General features: G+C 73.7%; 10 protein-coding genes and 4 pseudogenes. 7 read left to right on the top strand and 7 right to left on the bottom strand.

All coding sequences use genetic code 11. The features are described from left to right. Window positions 1–34 precede the first annotated feature (34 nt). The gene (locus tag OJ254_RS17085) at window positions 35–901 is read left to right on the top strand and encodes an Fpg/Nei family DNA glycosylase (RefSeq protein ID WP_265363024.1); all 867 of its coding nucleotides are present in this window, start codon (window positions 35–37) and stop codon (window positions 899–901) included. 56 nt (window positions 902–957) lie between these two features. Here OJ254_RS17085 and OJ254_RS17080 read toward each other — a convergent pair. Further along, window positions 958–2,810: pseudogene (locus tag OJ254_RS17080) on the bottom strand (choline/carnitine O-acyltransferase). Window positions 2,811–2,898: 88 nt separating this feature from the next. After that, complete coding sequence (locus OJ254_RS17075) at window positions 2,899–3,810, bottom strand: HalD/BesD family halogenase (protein ID WP_265363023.1); 912 nt, start codon at window positions 3,808–3,810, stop codon at window positions 2,899–2,901. A 368-nt stretch (window positions 3,811–4,178) separates the two neighbouring features. On the opposite strand from OJ254_RS17075, the pseudogene OJ254_RS17070 reads away from it, so the two are divergent. Both OJ254_RS17070 and OJ254_RS17065 read left to right on the top strand, forming a co-directional pair. After that, window positions 4,179–6,202: pseudogene (locus OJ254_RS17070) on the top strand (oxidoreductase). 3 nt (window positions 6,203–6,205) lie between these two features. Continuing rightward, entirely contained in the window at window positions 6,206–6,805 is a 600-nt protein-coding gene (locus OJ254_RS17065; protein ID WP_265363022.1) for a PadR family transcriptional regulator, read from the top strand. 64 nt (window positions 6,806–6,869) lie between these two features. On the opposite strand, the gene OJ254_RS17060 is transcribed toward OJ254_RS17065, so the two are convergent. The 5 genes and pseudogenes from OJ254_RS17060 to OJ254_RS17050 all read right to left on the bottom strand — a co-directional run bounded on the left by OJ254_RS17060 (window position 6,870) and on the right by OJ254_RS17050 (window position 9,912). Beyond that, the gene (locus OJ254_RS17060; protein ID WP_265363021.1) at window positions 6,870–7,142 is read right to left on the bottom strand and encodes a hypothetical protein; all 273 of its coding nucleotides are present in this window, start codon (window positions 7,140–7,142) and stop codon (window positions 6,870–6,872) included. 278 nt (window positions 7,143–7,420) lie between these two features. Beyond that, window positions 7,421–7,483: pseudogene (locus OJ254_RS31085) on the bottom strand (hypothetical protein); the annotation flags it as partial. 89 nt (window positions 7,484–7,572) lie between these two features. Next, window positions 7,573–7,788 (bottom strand): hypothetical protein, encoded by a 216-nt coding sequence (locus tag OJ254_RS31080; RefSeq protein ID WP_341483623.1) that lies wholly within the window; start codon window positions 7,786–7,788, stop codon window positions 7,573–7,575. Continuing rightward, complete coding sequence (locus OJ254_RS17055; protein WP_341483622.1) at window positions 7,704–8,828, bottom strand: AMP-binding protein; 1,125 nt, start codon at window positions 8,826–8,828, stop codon at window positions 7,704–7,706. Before OJ254_RS17055 ends, OJ254_RS31080 begins: the two co-directional genes overlap by 85 nt. A gap of 176 nt (window positions 8,829–9,004) precedes the next feature. Further along, window positions 9,005–9,912: pseudogene (locus OJ254_RS17050) on the bottom strand (Gfo/Idh/MocA family protein). A gap of 222 nt (window positions 9,913–10,134) precedes the next feature. Between OJ254_RS17050 and OJ254_RS17045 the strand changes: the two are divergent. The 4 genes from OJ254_RS17045 (at window position 10,135) to OJ254_RS17030 (ending at window position 15,090) form a co-directional block, all read left to right on the top strand. After that, window positions 10,135–11,619: a hypothetical protein gene (locus OJ254_RS17045; RefSeq protein WP_265363020.1), complete on the top strand. Its 1,485-nt coding sequence runs from the start codon at window positions 10,135–10,137 to the stop codon at window positions 11,617–11,619. Continuing rightward, complete coding sequence (locus tag OJ254_RS17040) at window positions 11,616–12,785, top strand: ARPP-2 domain-containing protein (protein WP_265363019.1); 1,170 nt, start codon at window positions 11,616–11,618, stop codon at window positions 12,783–12,785. Before OJ254_RS17045 ends, OJ254_RS17040 begins: the two co-directional genes overlap by 4 nt. Window positions 12,786–12,991: 206 nt before the next feature. Next, complete coding sequence (glnII, locus tag OJ254_RS17035; RefSeq protein WP_265363018.1) at window positions 12,992–14,014, top strand: glutamine synthetase; 1,023 nt, start codon at window positions 12,992–12,994, stop codon at window positions 14,012–14,014. Between the two features lie 146 nt (window positions 14,015–14,160). Next, complete coding sequence (locus tag OJ254_RS17030) at window positions 14,161–15,090, top strand: DUF6891 domain-containing protein (protein WP_265363017.1); 930 nt, start codon at window positions 14,161–14,163, stop codon at window positions 15,088–15,090. The last annotated feature ends 11 nt before the right edge of the window (window positions 15,091–15,101 follow it).

Here is a 15,101-nt window from a genome sequence, read left to right as displayed (position 1 = left end):
GGCCGGGGGCCCGGCCCCGGGGCAGACTGGGGATATGCCTGAATTGCCGGAGGTCGAGGCGCTGCGGGGGTTCCTGGAGGAGCGGCTGGCGGGGCGGGCGGTGGACCGGGCGCAGCTGGTGTCGGTGGCCGCGTTGAAGACCTACGATCCACCGCTGGGTGCGGTGGAGGGGCAGGCTTTCCAGGGCGTGGCCCGGTACGGCAAGTTCCTCGCGCTCCGGGCCGGGGAGCTGTTTCTCGTGATGCATCTGGGGCGGGCGGGGTGGGTGCGGTGGAGCGAGCGGCTGCCGGCGGCTCCGCCGCGTCCGGGGAAGGGGCCGTTGGCGCTGCGGGTGCGGCTCCGGGAGCCCGAGGGGACGGGGTTCGACGTGACAGAGGCCGGCAGTCAGAAGCACCTCGCGCTGTACGTCGTGCGGGATCCGCAGGAGGTGCCCGGGATCGCGCGGCTCGGGCGCGATCCGCTGGGTGACGGCTTCACGCCGGCGGCCTTCGCCGGGCTGCTCGCGGGCGAACGGCGGCAGATCAAGGGCGTGTTGCGGGACCAGGGCGTGCTGGCCGGGATCGGCAACGCCTATTCGGACGAGATCCTGCACGCGGCGCGGATGTCGCCGTTCAAGCTCGCCGCGGCGCTGTCCGACGAGGAGGTGGCGCGGCTGTACGCGGCGGTGGGGACGACGCTGGGCGAGGCGGTCGAACGGGCCCGGGGGCTGGCGCCGGAGGACCTCAAGGCGGAGAAGCGGACGGGGATGCGGGTGCACGGGCGGACGGGGCAGCCCTGTCCGGTCTGCGGGGACACCGTCCGGGCGGTGTCGTTCAGCGACTCGTCGTTGCAGTACTGCCCCACGTGCCAGACCGGGGGCAAGCCGCTGGCCGACCGCCGGTTGTCGCGGTTGTTGAAGTAGCGGCACCCCGCCCCCGCCCCGCCGCCGGGCAGCCGGCGGCGGGGCGGGGGTCGGCGTCAGGGCGTGGGACGGTCGGTGGCCAGCAGCTCCCGGAGCTCCTGTACCGCCTCGCGGAGGTGGTCGGCGAAGGCGTGCATCGGGGCGGCCACGGGGCGGGGGGTGGAGAGGTAGAGGTGGAAGCGGTCGGGGAGGAGGACGTAGGCGACGCCGATGCAGCGGGGGCTGGTGGAGCCGAAGCCGAAGTACTGGATGTGGGTGGAGGGGGCGGAGCTGGTGCTGAGGTAGTCGTCGCGCATGATCAGCCAGCCGGGGGTGCGGTAGAGGGCGGGCTGTTCGGTGACGCCGAGGTCGGCGCCGCGGCGGCGCTGGATCAGTTCGAGTTCCCAGAGGTGCTGCTCGGGGGCGTCGCCGGCCTGGCATTCCTTGGCGCGGGCGACGTGGGCGCGGGCCGCGGTGTGGAGGGCGGCGCGGCGGGTGGCGGGGTCGGTCGCCGGGTCCTCCAGGGTGGCGACGAAGTCCACGATCTCCGGGGTGACCACGCGCATGGCCTCGGTGCGGCCGCGGCGCCACTGGCGGGTGGCGATCGACTCGTAGGTGGCGCCCAGGTGCCCCTTGGCGCGCTGGTGGGCCAGTTGGTAGGCGAGCTGGACGAAGGCGTCCGGGGAGACGCCCAGGGACTTGGCGGTGTTGGCCCCGAAGTCGTCGAAGGAGACGGTCCGGGTGGCGGTGTCGGCGCCGTACCGGGCGAAGGCGGTGGCGGCGGTGCGCACCCGGTCGCGGAGGGCGTCGTCGAGGTGGAAGGTGAGGGGGTGCGGGGTGGGGGCGCCCTGGGGGCGCGCCCCGGAGAGGCGCGAGTGGTCCTCGGGCGGGGTGGCGAGCAGGGTGTCGACGAAGCTCAGGATGGTGGTGCCGTCCAGCCCGCAGTGTTCGACGTTGATGCCGGCGCGGCCGTCGGCGAAGACGATGAAGGAGAGGGCCTTGTCGAACCAGCGGTTGCCGCGGTCGCCGTAGAGGAGTTCGTCGCAGGCCGTCTGGATGTCCGCGGGGCGAAGTCCTCCAGGCAGAGGCAGAACAGGGCGGTTTCGACGGTGTCGAGGGCCGCCGCGTTGTCGGGGTGCAGGGCCTGGAGGGACGCCCGGGCTGCGGCCCATTCGGCGCGGGCCATGGTGGTCAGGTGGCCGACCGGGCCGTCCGGCTCCGCACCGGGGTCGGCCTTGAGGACGGCCTGCAGGCCTTCCTTCAGGTCGTCGAGGGTGTGCGGGGTGCCGTCGGGGCCGAGGACGTCGAGGGTGTACATGCGGCCCTGGGAGAAGACCACGATGTGGCGGGCGTCGGACGGGCCGGGCCACTCGTCCGTGTAAGGGGCGCGGACGGTGTCCTGTTCCGCGCCGGGGATGCGGGTGGTGGAGAACAGGAACTTGTTCTGTTCCATGGTCTGCGGGCGGCCGCGCTGGAGCACCGGGGGAAGGGCCTCCCGGTCCAGTTGGTGCTTGTAGTGGAGGGCGCCGGCGATGAGGCCGGCGGCCCGGTCCAGCTGTGACTGCCCGGTGTCCTGGAAGAGGAAGAAGAAGTTGGCGTTGAGGGCGATGCGGTCGCGGCGGCCGAGGTAGCGGTACGGCCAGAAGGTGTCGAGCCAGCTGTGCACGCCCTCGGTGGCGTCGTACTCCGCCAGGGCCGCGTGCAGCACCCGGCCGGGGCCGCCGGGCCGGAGGAAGGCGGCCACCTCGGCCTCGGTCTCGGCGAGTTGGCCGGGGGTCAGCAGGGGCCGGCACCAGGCGAGGAACCGCTCGCAGCTCTCCTCCAGGGAGGGCAGCGGTACCCGCGGGAGGGTGTCCTCCAGGGCGAAGGTGGGGGTGGTGGCGGTGCCCTGGGCGGTGGGCGGGAGGGCGGCGCCCTGGCTGTCGGTCACGTGTACGGTCCCCTGACTATTGGTCACGTGCGTCTCGTTTCAGTGTGCGGTGTGCGGTGTGCGGTGTGCGAGGTATGGGGCGCGGGGGCTAGTCCAGCAGCTGGTCGCCGCGTATCGCGCGGCCCTCGGCGGCCAGGTGTGCCGGGTCGACCCGGCCGAAGAGCTGGCGGGTGCGGGCGACGCTGCCGATGACGCCGGGGCGCTCGCTGTACGCGAAGATCGCCGAGTGGCGTGCGGTCGCGCCCCGCACCGGGCTGACCCGGTGCAGCGAGTAGCGGCCCTTGAACAGCTGCAGGTCGCCGGTGCGGAGCGGAAGGCGGTGGACCAGCCGCTCGCCCCGGCCCGCAAGGACGTCGCGGACGTCGTCGAAGCGCTCGTCCTGCGCGGACCGGATGTTCGGGCAGTACTCGAAGTCGCCGCCGGCCCCGGCCTGCTGGGTGAGCATGCTGACGGTGAACTCGTTGGTGTCGAAGTGCCAGGGGTGTTCCTTGCCCGGTTCGACGACGTTCAGGACGAGCGCGGAGTACGGGTCGGCGAGCTCGTACAGCCGGGGCAGGCGGAAGCACCGGGCGACGAAGCGCTGGAACGCGGGGTGCGCGTAGAGCCGGCTGATCAGGGCGTCGGCCGGGATGCGGTCCCGGGCGACGAAGGCGTTGCCGCGCTCGAAGACCGTGCGGCCGGGGTGGCCGGGCGGCAGGTCCTGGTCGACCGCGATGTTGTAGACGTTGACCGATTCGACGTCGAAGTGCGCGCGGGGCGCGATCTCGGCGCATTCGGTCCGGAGGAGCGCGCGCCGGGCGGGGTGGAGGAAGTCCGGCAGGACGGTGCAGCCGAGGGTGTCCAGCTCCTGCCGGGCCCGGGACACGACGGCCCGCGCCTCCGGGCCGTCGGGGTCCGCCAGGGGGTAGCGGCCGGTGTCGACCACCTCGTCGAGGGTCATGGTGCGTGCGGTGGTGGGGGCGGGGTCGTGCGCGGTGCCGATGCTGTTCACGGTGCTCATGCGTTCCTCTCCGCGGGCGTGGCGACGCCTGCGGGCACCGGGGTGCGGCAGGCGTCCACGTCATGGCGCGTCATTGCACGTCTTTGCACGTTGCTGCACGTTTTTGTAGGTCAACTCCCTCGCCGCTGAGGTGAGTTGGCGGGGGAGCCGAGAAGAGTTGACGTTGTCACAAATTCCGGGGCGTTGTCTGTGACACGACGCACGGTGCGGGCATCGTCACGCATTCGGTACGGCCGGCGGCGCGGGAGGACGGGCGGGCCGGCGCCCCGGCGCCCACGTCGCCTCCCTCACAGTTTTTGCAACTTGTTGCATAACAGCCTCCGCCTGGTCTAGAACCGGTGTCAGACCACCCCGTCCGAGGAGGCCCCGTGAGCCCGAAGAACCCGTATCCGCATCTGCTGAGCCCGCTCGACCTCGGGTTCACCACGCTCCCCAACCGGGTGCTGATGGGGTCGATGCACATCGGCCTGGAGGAGGCGGAGAACGGCTTCGCGCGGATGGCCGCGTTCTACGCGGAGCGGGCGCGCGGCGGGGTCGGGCTGATGGTCACCGGCGGGATCGCGCCGAACGACGCCGGCCGGCCGTACGAGGGCGGGGCCAAGCTGACCTGCGAGGAGGAGGCGGCGCAGCACCGGACCGTGACCGAGGCGGTGCACGCCGCGGGCGGGCGGATCGCGATGCAGATCCTGCACTTCGGCCGGTACGCCTACCACCAGGACCTGGTCGCGCCGAGCGCGATCCAGGCGCCGATCAGCCCGTTCACGCCGCACGCGCTCACCGACGACGAGGTGGAGCAGACCGTCGAGGACTACGTACGGGCGGCGGAACTGGCCAGGTCGGCGGGGTACGACGGGGTCGAGATCATGGGCTCGGAAGGGTATTTGATCAACGAGTTCGTGGTCGGCGCGACCAACCACCGCACGGACCGGTGGGGCGGCTCGTACGAGAACCGGATGCGGTTCCCGGTGGAGGTCGTGCGGCGGACCCGGGAGCGGGTCGGGCCGGACTTCATCCTGATCTACCGGCTGTCGATGCTGGACCTGGTGCCGGGCGGCTCGACGCTGGAGGAGGTCGTCACGCTCGCCAAGGAGATCGAGGCGGCGGGTGCGACGATCATCAACACCGGCATCGGGTGGCACGAGGCCCGCATCCCGACCATCGCGACGTCGGTGCCGCGCGGGGCGTACACCTGGGTGACCAAGCGGCTGATGGGTGCGGTCTCGGTGCCGCTGGTGACCAGCAACCGGATCAACACCCCCGAGGTCGCCGAGGAGTTGCTCGCCGACGGGCGGGCCGACATGGTGTCGCTGGCCCGGCCCTTCCTCGCCGACCCGGACTTCGTGGCGAAGGCCGCGGACGGGCGGGCCGCGGAGATCAACACCTGCATCGGCTGCAACCAGGCCTGCCTCGACCACACGTTCAGCGGCAAGATCACCTCCTGCCTGGTGAACCCGCGGGCCTGCCACGAGACCGAGCTGGTGCTCGCGCCGACCCGGCGCAGCAAGCGGCTCGCGGTGGTCGGGGCCGGGCCGGCCGGGCTCGCCTGCGCGGTGTCGGCCGCCGAGCGCGGGCACCAGGTCACGCTGTTCGAGGCCGCGGGCGAGATCGGCGGGCAGCTGAACATCGCCAAGCGGGTGCCGGGCAAGGAGGAGTTCGAGGAGACGCTGCGGTACTTCCGCGAGCAGCTGGCGCTGCGCGGGGTGGACGTCCGGCTGAACACCGCGGTGACCGCGGCCGACCTCGGGGCGTACGACGAGGTGGTGGTCGCCACCGGTGTCACCCCGCGGATCCCGGAGATCGACGGGATCGGCCACCCGAGCGTGGTCAGCTACCTCGACGTGCTGCGGCACGGCGCGGAGGTGGGCGCGCGGGTCGCGGTCATCGGGGCGGGCGGCATCGGCTTCGACGTCGCGGAGTTCCTCACCGACGCCGGTGACGGGGCGAGCCAGGACGCGGAGACGTACTTCCGGGGCTGGGGCGTGGACACCGGCTACGGCGACCGCGGCGGGCTGCGGGCGCCCGAGCGGCCCGCGCCGCCGCGCCAGGTGCACCTGCTGCAGCGCAAGACGTCCAAGGTGGGCGCGGGGCTGGGCAAGACGACCGGGTGGATCCACCGTACGGAGCTGCGGCACCGGGGCGTGACCATGGTTCCCGGGGTGACGTACGAGCGGATCGACGACGCGGGGCTGCACGTCACGGTCGACGGCGAGGCCGCACGCTGCCCGTGGACACCGTGGTGCTGTGCACCGGGCAGGAGCCGCGCCGGGACCTGTACGAGGAGCTGCAGGCGGAGGGCCGGGCGGTGCACCTGATCGGCGGTGCGGACGTCGCCGCCGAGCTGGACGCCAAGCGCGCCATCAAGCAGGGGACGGAGCTGGCGGCGGCGCTCTGAGCCGTGGCCGGACGCCCGGAACGGCGCCCGGTCTGCCTAGGATTCCCCCATGTCCCTCCCCACGCGATCCTCACCGCCCTGCTGGAGAAGCCGTCGTCGGGGCTGGAGCTGACCCGGAGGTTCGACCGGTCGATCGGGTACTTCTGGCCGGCCACGCATCAGCAGATCTACCGGGAGCTGGGGAAGCTGGAGCAGGCCGGGTTCATCCGGGCGCTGCCGTCGGCGCAGCCGTCGCGGGGGCAGAAGAAGGAGTTCGAGGTACTGCCGGCGGGGCGCGCGGAGCTGACCGCGTGGGCGTCCGGCGAGCAGGACACCAAGCCGGTGCGCAATGCGCTGGTGCTGCGGCTGCGGGCCGCGGCGGTCGTCGGGCGGGCCGGGCTGGACGCCGAGCTGCGGCGTCATCTGGCCCTGCACGAACGGCAGTTGGCACAGTACGAGGAGATCGAGGAGCGCGACTTCGGGGCGGTGGCCGGCCCGGAGGACCGGCTGCGGCGGCTCGTACTGCGGGCCGGGGTCGGGCTGGAGACCTTCTGGGTGCAGTGGCTCCAGGAGGCGCTGGCCGAGGTCGAGGACATGGAAGCGGGCGGGCGGCCCGGGGAGTGATCCCGGGCCGCCCGCCGGTGTCGTCAGCAGGTGGCGCGAAGCGCGGGCGTGTGTCGGCGGGCCGTCAGCAGTTGTCGTAGAGCAGCGCGCGCACCAGGCGGCAGGTCGTGTCCGAGGGGGCGTGCACCCCTATCTGGGCGGCGGTGCTGCGGATCCGGTGGTTGGAGGCCTGCTCGGGGCGGTACACGCCGGTGTCGAGCAGGGCGATGGCCAGGCGCATGGCCTTCAGGCGGCGGTTGTGGGATTCGTACCGCTCGCGGGGCCAGCCGGCGGGCAGTGGTTTCTTGGGCAGCGGGTGGGCGGGGAGAGGCTTCGTCATAGTTACGGCAACAGCCACGGGCGACCTCCTGGAGCGCTGGGAAAACCCTCACTGACTGGTTCCCATTCTACCGGCCGGCACTGACAAAAGCCCCTGGCCAGAGGCGATTTGGGGCCTCTGGCCAGGGGCACGGTGCGGGTCTTCGTCAGGCCGTGGCGGCGCTCGCCCGCAGCGCGGTCTTGTCGGGTTTGCCGGCCGGGGTGAGCGGGATGACGTCGACGACGTGGACGGCCGCCGGGGCGTACATGGGGCCCTTGTGCGCGGTGACGAAACCCGCGGAGGTCGGCGAGGTCCGCGGTCCGGCCCGGGGCGGGGACGACCGCGACGTGCACCTCCTCGGCCTCGTCCGCGGTGCGCACCCCGTAGACGGCGCAGTGGGCGACCGTGGGGTGGGTGTGCAGCAGGTCCTCGATCTCCGCCGGGTGGACGTGGCCGCCCACGACGATGATCACGTCCTTGAGCCGGTCGACGAGGTAGAGCCGGCCTCGGCGTCCAGGCAGCCGACGTCACCGGTGCGCAGCCAGCCGTCACCGGGCAGCGCCCGCGCGGTCTCCTCGGGCTGCTTCCAGTAGCCGGTCATCACGCCGGCGGAGCGGATGTTGACCTCGCCCGGCTCCCCCGTCGGCAGATCGCGGCCGTCCGCGTCCCGGACGGCGATCTCCACGCCCGGCAGCGCGCGGCCGACGGTGATCCGGCCGCCGGCCCGGTGGGTACGTGGTCCTCCGGGAGGGCCACGCTGATGCTCATCGCCTCGGACATGCCGTACATGCCGTGGAGCACCGGGCCGAACGCCTCGGCGGCCTGCAGCAGACGGGAGGGCGAGGCGGGGCAGCCGCCGTAGGTGATGCGGGCGAGGGAGCTGAGGTCGGTGGTGGGGAGGGTGGGGTCGTCCAGCAGGCGGTAGAGGAGCGGCGGCAGCAGCCACAGGTCGGTGATGCGGTCGCGTTCGACGGCGGCGAGCACGGCGGCCGGGTCGAAGGAGCGGTGCAGGACGACGGTGCCGCCGCCGGCGAGCGTGAGGTCGGACAGGATGCCCGCCAGGTGGGCGAGCGAGGTGCAGGCCAGGAAACGGGCGGGGGCGGCCGCGGGCTCCGGCGCCATCTGGGCGAGCATGGCGCCGTAGGGGGCGTGCGCCATCCGGACGCCCTTGGGGATGCCGGTGGTGCCGCCGGTGTGCCGGATGCACCAGTCGTCCTCCGGGCGGACCCGGCTGGTGACGTCGGGGGTGGCCGGGAGCGCGGCGCAGGCGGCGAGCAGGTCCGCGCCGAGGGCGGGGGCGGGCGCCGGGCCGAGGGTCATCACCTCGGGGTGCGGGCCCGGCAGCTGCCGGAGTACGTCCCGTGCGGTGGTGTGCAGGTCCGGGTCGGCGACGAGCAGGGCCGGTTCGACGCTGCCGGCCACCCGGGCCAGGGTTTCGGCGGCCATGCCGTCGTAGAGGAAGACCACCCGGGCGCCCAGGAGGTTGACGGCGTAGCGGACCGCGAGCACCTCGGGGCGGTTGCCGCTGAGCAGGCAGACCGTGTGGCCGCGGCCGATGCCGTGGGCGTCGAGCACCGCCGCCATGCGATGGACGGTGGCGTGCAGTTCGCCGGCGGTGAGGTCGGCGTGGCCCTCCGGGCCGGTCAGCGCGAGCCGCTCCGGCTCACGGGCGAGGGCGGCCAGGATGGTGTCGACGTAACTGGTGAAGCCGGTGGCGGGTGGCATTGACGGTGTGCTCCTCGGTGCGGTGCGGTGCGCGGGTGGTCGGCGGCCGGACGGTGACCGGCCGGGACGCCATCGGCCGGCCTGTTCGGCCGGTCGGTGACCGGACGGTGATCGGCCGGCGGAACCGACGCTACGGCCGATCTCTCATGCCCTCCACGACCAAATGCGCCATGTACTCATGACCGTTGGGGCATGAGTGGCGTGAGGGACTCCTCCGCCGCCGCCAGGATCTCGGTGACCCGCAGGCCGAAGTGGACGTCGCAGGCGTTCGGCAGACCGGTCTCCGCCGCGGCGAGCAGGGCGTCGAGGGCACGGTGGTAGGCGGGTCCGGGGCGTGCCGGCGACGGGGCAGGGTGGTGACGCCGGCCGTGCCGCGCAGGGTGACCTCGACGCCGGCCGCGGCGGGCGGGGCGGTCAGCCCGACCGTCGCGGTGCTGGCCGCGCCGCTGCCGTGCCGCATCGTCAGCAGTACGGTGTCGGCCGGGCCCCTGGTGGCGGTCACCTCCTCCGCGTCGCCCAGGACGGGCAGCAGGACGGAGAGCGCGTGCGGGCCGACGTCCCACAGGCCGCCCTTGTCACGGCGCCACGGCGAGTGGGCGTACGGGCTGGTGGAGCCGTCGGAGAAGACCGGCGCGAGCCAGTCGGCGTGCGCGGTGAACCAGCCGCCCGCGGCCGCCTGGGCGGCGATCCACTCCCCTTCCTCCGCGCCGAAGCGCGCGGTGAAGAAGACCACCGACGCCACCCCCGCAGCGTCGGCGGCCTCGGCGACCGCCCGGGCCTCCGGCACGGAGGTGGCGACCGGCTTGTCCAGCAGGAGGTGGCAGCCGGCCCGCGCGGCGCGCACCGCCAACGGGCCCTGGACGGCCGGCGGCAGCGCGATCGCCACCGCGTCGCAGTCGGCGCACAGCTCGTCGGGGCTCTCGTACGGGCGGGTGCCGTGGGCCTGGGCCAGGGCGGCGGCGGCCTCCGCGCGGCGCCCCCAGACGCCGGCGAAGGTGACGCCGGGGTGGTCGGCGAGGGCGGGGGCGTGGACGCTGCGCGCCCAGGGGCCGGTACCGAGGAGTCCGATGCGCGTGGTCGTCATGCGGCCAGTCTCCCCCGGGGCGGGCGGCGGACAGCCGATTCCCGGGGCGGCCGGGCCGTGTCCCCGGGCCGTAATCGGCATGCCCGGTGTGCCCGCCCGGTGCTACGTTTCCCCCAGCCGGCCGCGGGACTCCGGTGCGACTTCCGGACCTGCTCTGCAAAGCAACGATTCGCTGTTCGTGCCCCCCTTCCCCGGCCGGCGTCCGACGACGGGGAGGACGGGGTGGAGAGCTGCCCGGATCTGGTGGCGGCCGAGGACGTGCTGCTGTTCGTGAACGCCGCGATCACGGCCACCGGACAGCGGGAGTTCCGCTCCGGCGCGGCGGAACAGCGGCTGTCGCTGGACTTCCTGCACGCGTACGTACGGATCAACTACCGCCCGCTGTACGCCGCTTCGCTCGCCCTGGACATCAACGACCACAACGCCGCGCTGATCGTGCGCCGGCTGCTGGAGACCGCGGGCGAGGCGACGGCGGACGAGCGGCGCACCGAGGGGCGGCTGATCGCGGCCCGGCTGGCGCGGCTGCCCGCACCGCGGGTGTACCGCCTGTTCCGGGCGCTGCGCGCGGCCGGGGTGAACAACCGCCGGACCCGCGCGATCATCCGCGACTGGGTCGCCGCGCGCCCGGACCCGGCGCTGGACGCGGTGAAGTACCGGGCCGGCCTCAAGTCCGCGGCGCGCCACGCCCATCTGCCGCTGCGCGGGCCGGGCGAGGACGGCGGTGAGCTGGGCGACTTCCTGTTCGCGCCGCGCCGCCGGACGCGGTTCACCACCCCGTTGCTGGACGCCTGGCGCCGGGCCCACTACGAGCAGGGCGCGCTGTACGAGCTGCCGTTCACCGTCGCCGAGGGGTTCGCGGCGGCGCACGGCATCGGGCGGCGGGCCTTCCTGGAGCGGATCGCCCCGCGCATGACGCGGCTGGAGCGGCTGCGGGTGCAGGAGTCGGCCCGTGCGCAGGGCGCCGGGGTGGACCGCGAGCTTTCCGGGATGCCGCTGACCCGGCTCGCCTCGTACGTCCTGGGGCTGCCGCTGGACGACCGGGTCGCGCGCCGGGCCGAGCTGACCGGCGCGCTGCGGGCGGCGGCGCGGCGGACCGCCGGGGCGCGGGCCGGGACGTGGGGCCGGGTGGCGGCCGTACTGGACGACAGTTACTCCACCACCGGCTCGCGGCAGAAGCGGCGCCGCCCGCTGGCGACCGCGCTGGCCTGCCACTTCCTGCTGGAGGCGCTGGCGGAGACGTATCTTCCGCTGTGGACGTCCGGGCGGCGGGACGCGCTGCTGGCCCACCCGTACGGGCCGACCCCGCTGGGCATGCGGGTGCTGGACGCGCTGGAGCACGCACCCGAGCGGCTGGTGATCGTCTCGGACGGCTGGGACAACGCGCCGCCCGGGCTGGCCGGTGAGGTGCTGCGGGTCTGGCGGACCCGGCTCGACCCGCGCGGCGCCACCTCCGTCGTCCACCTCAACCCGGTGTACGACGCCGAGGACTTCACGGTGCGGCGGCTGTCCCCCGTGGTGCCGACGGCCGGGGTGCGGGACGCGGAGGACCTGCCGGCGCTGGTGCAGCTCGCGCGGTTCGCCGAGGGCCGGACCGGGCTCGCCGAACTGCGGGCCCATCTGGACGAGCGAGTGCGGCAGTTCCTGGCGGAAGCGGAAGCGGAGAGCGTGCGGCGGACGGTGCGGCGGACGGAGGGGGCCGCGGGATGAGCAGGCTGGATCTGAGCGGGCTGCGGGCCCGGCCGGCCCAGGTGTGGGGCGCGGTCCGGCTGGTCCCGCTGGTGCGGGACGAGCCGATCACCGATCTGCGGCTGCACCGCGAGCTGTACGAGGACGGGCCGCTGACGGTCCGGGGCGAGCGCGGTACGGCCTACACGGCGTACGTTCCGCACGGTTTCGTGGCGAACTGGACCGGCGACGGGTCGCCGGCCGCCGCGTACGGCTCGCAGCTGGGCGAGGAGCGGGACCCCGTGGTGTGTGCGCCGCTGCACCTCCCGCGCAAGCTCGCCCAGCGGCGGCGCGGCAAGGACGACGGGAAGGGGCGGGCGACCGGCGGTCCCTCGGGCGGGCTGCGGTTCCTGCCGCTCCATCTGGCGCTCGACGGCTATCTGGCGCTGCACTTCGGCGGACCGTCGATCGTGTGGGAGGAGTGGACCCGGCGGGCGGTCCGCGACGGGCTCTCGCCGCGCGCGGAGCGGGCCTACCGGGGCGAGGCGGTCCCCGGGCTCGACGACGCGCTGCGGGTCTTCGAGATCCATCCCGGGCAGTGCGGGGTGCTGGTGTACGTCGCCGACGCCCTGGCCGCCGCCTTCGTGGTGCCGCATCCGGACGACTACCGGGCGCTGCACCCGTCGCTGCTGCAGGACCTCTATGGCGAGCTGATGTACCAGTACGCCCTGTACGGCGGGCCGGTGCCCGAGTTCACCGTCCGGATCGCGGCGGAGTACGTCACCTCGCTCGCCGAGCTGCGGTCCGCCGCCGAACGGCGGCAGCGGGAGTGGGAGGAGCAGCACGCCGTCCTGATGGCGGGTGAGCTGCTGGACGAGTCCTACGAGGTGCGGCAGGTGTACCGGATGGGGCGGTTCCGGCTGTCCCGGTTCCTGCCTCCGTTCGCGCTGCACCGCACCCAGCACATCGGCGAGACGATCACCGACGGCAAGGGGCGGGTGGCCTACCTCAAGACGTTCCGGCTGACCGACAAGCAGGTCCGGCGCGGTCATGTCCTGCACCGGCTGGCGGCCCACGACTGGCACGTGGGCCGCACCGCGGAGGCGATGGGGATCAGCGGTCCGGAGCTCGTCCGGCGGGTGACACACCTGGGTTTCGAGGGGCTGCTGAAGCAGCACACCGCGGGCCCGGTGAAGCGGCGCGGCTGAGGTCTGCGCCACAGCATCAGCCGCAAAACAGGAGATAACCGACCATGGATTCCTGGGCAGATCGGGATGAATCCCTTCCGAATGGCGGGATGTCCGACTGAGTAACCTGCGGTTCACATATGGGCAACGGACGAGAAACGGCTCGTTGCGAGAGTGCGAACGTACGCCCGCACGCGTACCCGCACCTACCCGTATAAGAGGACCCCGTGACCATCAAGGCCGAGTACATCTGGATCGACGGCACCCAGCCGACCGCCAAGCTCCGCTCCAAGACGAAGATCTTGGCGGACGCCAGCGAGCTGCCGCGCTGGGGCTTCGACGGGTCCAGCACGAACCAGGCGGAGGGCCACTCCTCGGACCTCGTCCTCGAACCGGTCTTCAGCTGCCCGGACCCGATCCGCGGCGGGGACCACCTGCTGGTGCTGTGCGAGGTGCTGAACACCGACCTCACCCCGCACTCCTCCAACACCCGTGCGCTGCTGCGCCCGGTGGCGGAGAAGTTCGCGGACCAGGAGCCGATCTTCGGCATCGAGCAGGAGTACACCTTCCTCAAGGGCGAGCGGCCGCTCGGCTTCCCCGAGGGCGGCGGCTACCCGGCACCGCAGGCCGACTACTACTGCGGCGTGGGCGCCGACGCGATCTTCGGCCGGGAGATCGTCGAGAAGCACCTCGACCTGTGCCTGGCCGCCGGGCTGGGGCTGTCCGGCATCAACGCCGAGGTCATGCCGGGCCAGTGGGAGTTCCAGGTGGGCGCGCTGGCCCCGCTGGAGGTCTCGGACCACATGTGGGTGGCCCGCTGGCTGCTGCACCGTACGGCGGAGGAGTTCGGCGTCACCGCGTCGCTGGACGCCAAGCCGGCCAAGGGCGACTGGAACGGTGCGGGCGCGCACACCAACTTCTCCACCCGCGCGATGCGTGAGGGCTACGACGCGATCATCACCGCCTGCGAGGCGCTGGGCGAGGGCGACAAGCCGCTGGAGCACGTCCGCCAGTACGGCACCGGCATCGAGGACCGGCTCACCGGTGCGCACGAGACCGCGCCCTGGGACGAGTACAGCTACGGCGCCTCGGACCGCGGCGCGTCGGTGCGCATCCCCTGGCAGGTCGAGGTCGAGAAGAAGGGCTACATCGAGGACCGGCGGCCGAACGCCAACGTCGACCCGTACGTGGTGACCCGGCTGATCGTGGACACCTGCTGCACGGAGCTGGCGCGGCGCGAGCAGGTCTGAGACGGGCCGTAGTACGTGCGTGGGGCCGGACCGGTGGGTCCGGCCCCTTCGCGTGTCCGGCGTCCCGGGCCGGGCGTCCACCGCCCGCGGTCCCCGCGCCCGGCCCGCGGGGCGGCATTGTCAGTGGCGGATGGCAGGCTGGGATCATGCTTGCGATCAGCGTCAAGACCGAGTCCGGGGCGGACCTTTCGCGCCCCACCGCCGCGGAGCTGGCCGGGCTGCTGCGGCGGATCGGCGCCGACGGCGACCACTTCGCGGTCGTCGAGCGGCTGCCCGACGAGGACCAGGTGTACGTGCAGACCTGGCGGGACGGCGACGGCCCGTTCGCCGTGGAGCACCGCGACGGCGCTCCGGAACGGCACTTCACGGCCTCGACCGGCGACGCCGAGCGGGTCGTCGAGGTGTTCCTGGACTGGGCCCGCGGCGGACAGGCCTGGCGCACGGCCCTGGACTGGCGGCCCGCCGACCTGTTCTCCACACCCGGTCTGGACCCCGCGATCCGCGCGGAGGCCGAGGAGCGGGCCCGCGCCGGCATCCGCTCCGGCTTCCGCGCTTTCCACCAGGTCGTGCAGGACGTCCGGGACGGCTTCGACCCCGCCGAGGCCGAGGTCTCGCGGGAGGAGGCGCGGCGGATCGTGGCGCGGTTGTGGGAGGAGCGGCTCGCCGAGCAGGCCGGGTGGCCGGAGGTGACCGACCCCGACCGGGTCGCCCGGGCCTTCGCGGCACTGGCGGACCGCGGACTGACCGCCCGGATGGACTTCACCTGCTGCAGCGGCTGCGGACTGGCCGAGATAGGTGGCCAACGGGCCGAGGGCGACCGGGGCTTCGTCTTCTTCCACCACCAGGACACCGCGGCGGCCGCCGAGGGCCACGGCCTGTCGGTCCGCTACGGCGCCTACCCCGGCCCCGGCCAGGACGCCGGGGAGGTGCCGAGCGAGCGGCGGGCCGAGGTCGGGCAGGCGGTGGCCGCGGCGCTGACCGAGGCGGGCCTGCCGGTGCGGTGGGACGGCGATCCGGACCGCGTGATCGACCTCGCCCCGCTGGACTGGCGCAAGCGCCTGCCGACGGGGGCCTGAGATGACACCCC

It is taken from the genome of Streptomyces endophytica, assembly GCF_026153355.1.
Classification (GTDB): domain Bacteria; phylum Actinomycetota; class Actinomycetes; order Streptomycetales; family Streptomycetaceae; genus Streptomyces; species Streptomyces endophytica.
Note: the sequence above shows the minus strand (reverse complement) of the source record. Positions and strands in the feature narration are given on the sequence as shown.

Excerpts from the sequence above, each read along its gene's own strand:
- OJ254_RS17075 (WP_265363023.1), bottom strand. The coding sequence starts at position 3,810 with ATGAGCACCGTGAACAGCATCGGCACCGCGCACGACCCCGCCCCCACC.
- OJ254_RS17040 (WP_265363019.1), top strand. The coding sequence starts at position 11,616 with ATGAGCAGGCTGGATCTGAGCGGGCTGCGGGCCCGGCCGGCCCAGGTG.
- OJ254_RS17085 (WP_265363024.1), top strand. The coding sequence starts at position 35 with ATGCCTGAATTGCCGGAGGTCGAGGCGCTGCGGGGGTTCCTGGAGGAG.
- OJ254_RS17055 (WP_341483622.1), bottom strand. The coding sequence starts at position 8,828 with ATGCCACCCGCCACCGGCTTCACCAGTTACGTCGACACCATCCTGGCC.
- OJ254_RS17030 (WP_265363017.1), top strand. The coding sequence starts at position 14,161 with ATGCTTGCGATCAGCGTCAAGACCGAGTCCGGGGCGGACCTTTCGCGC.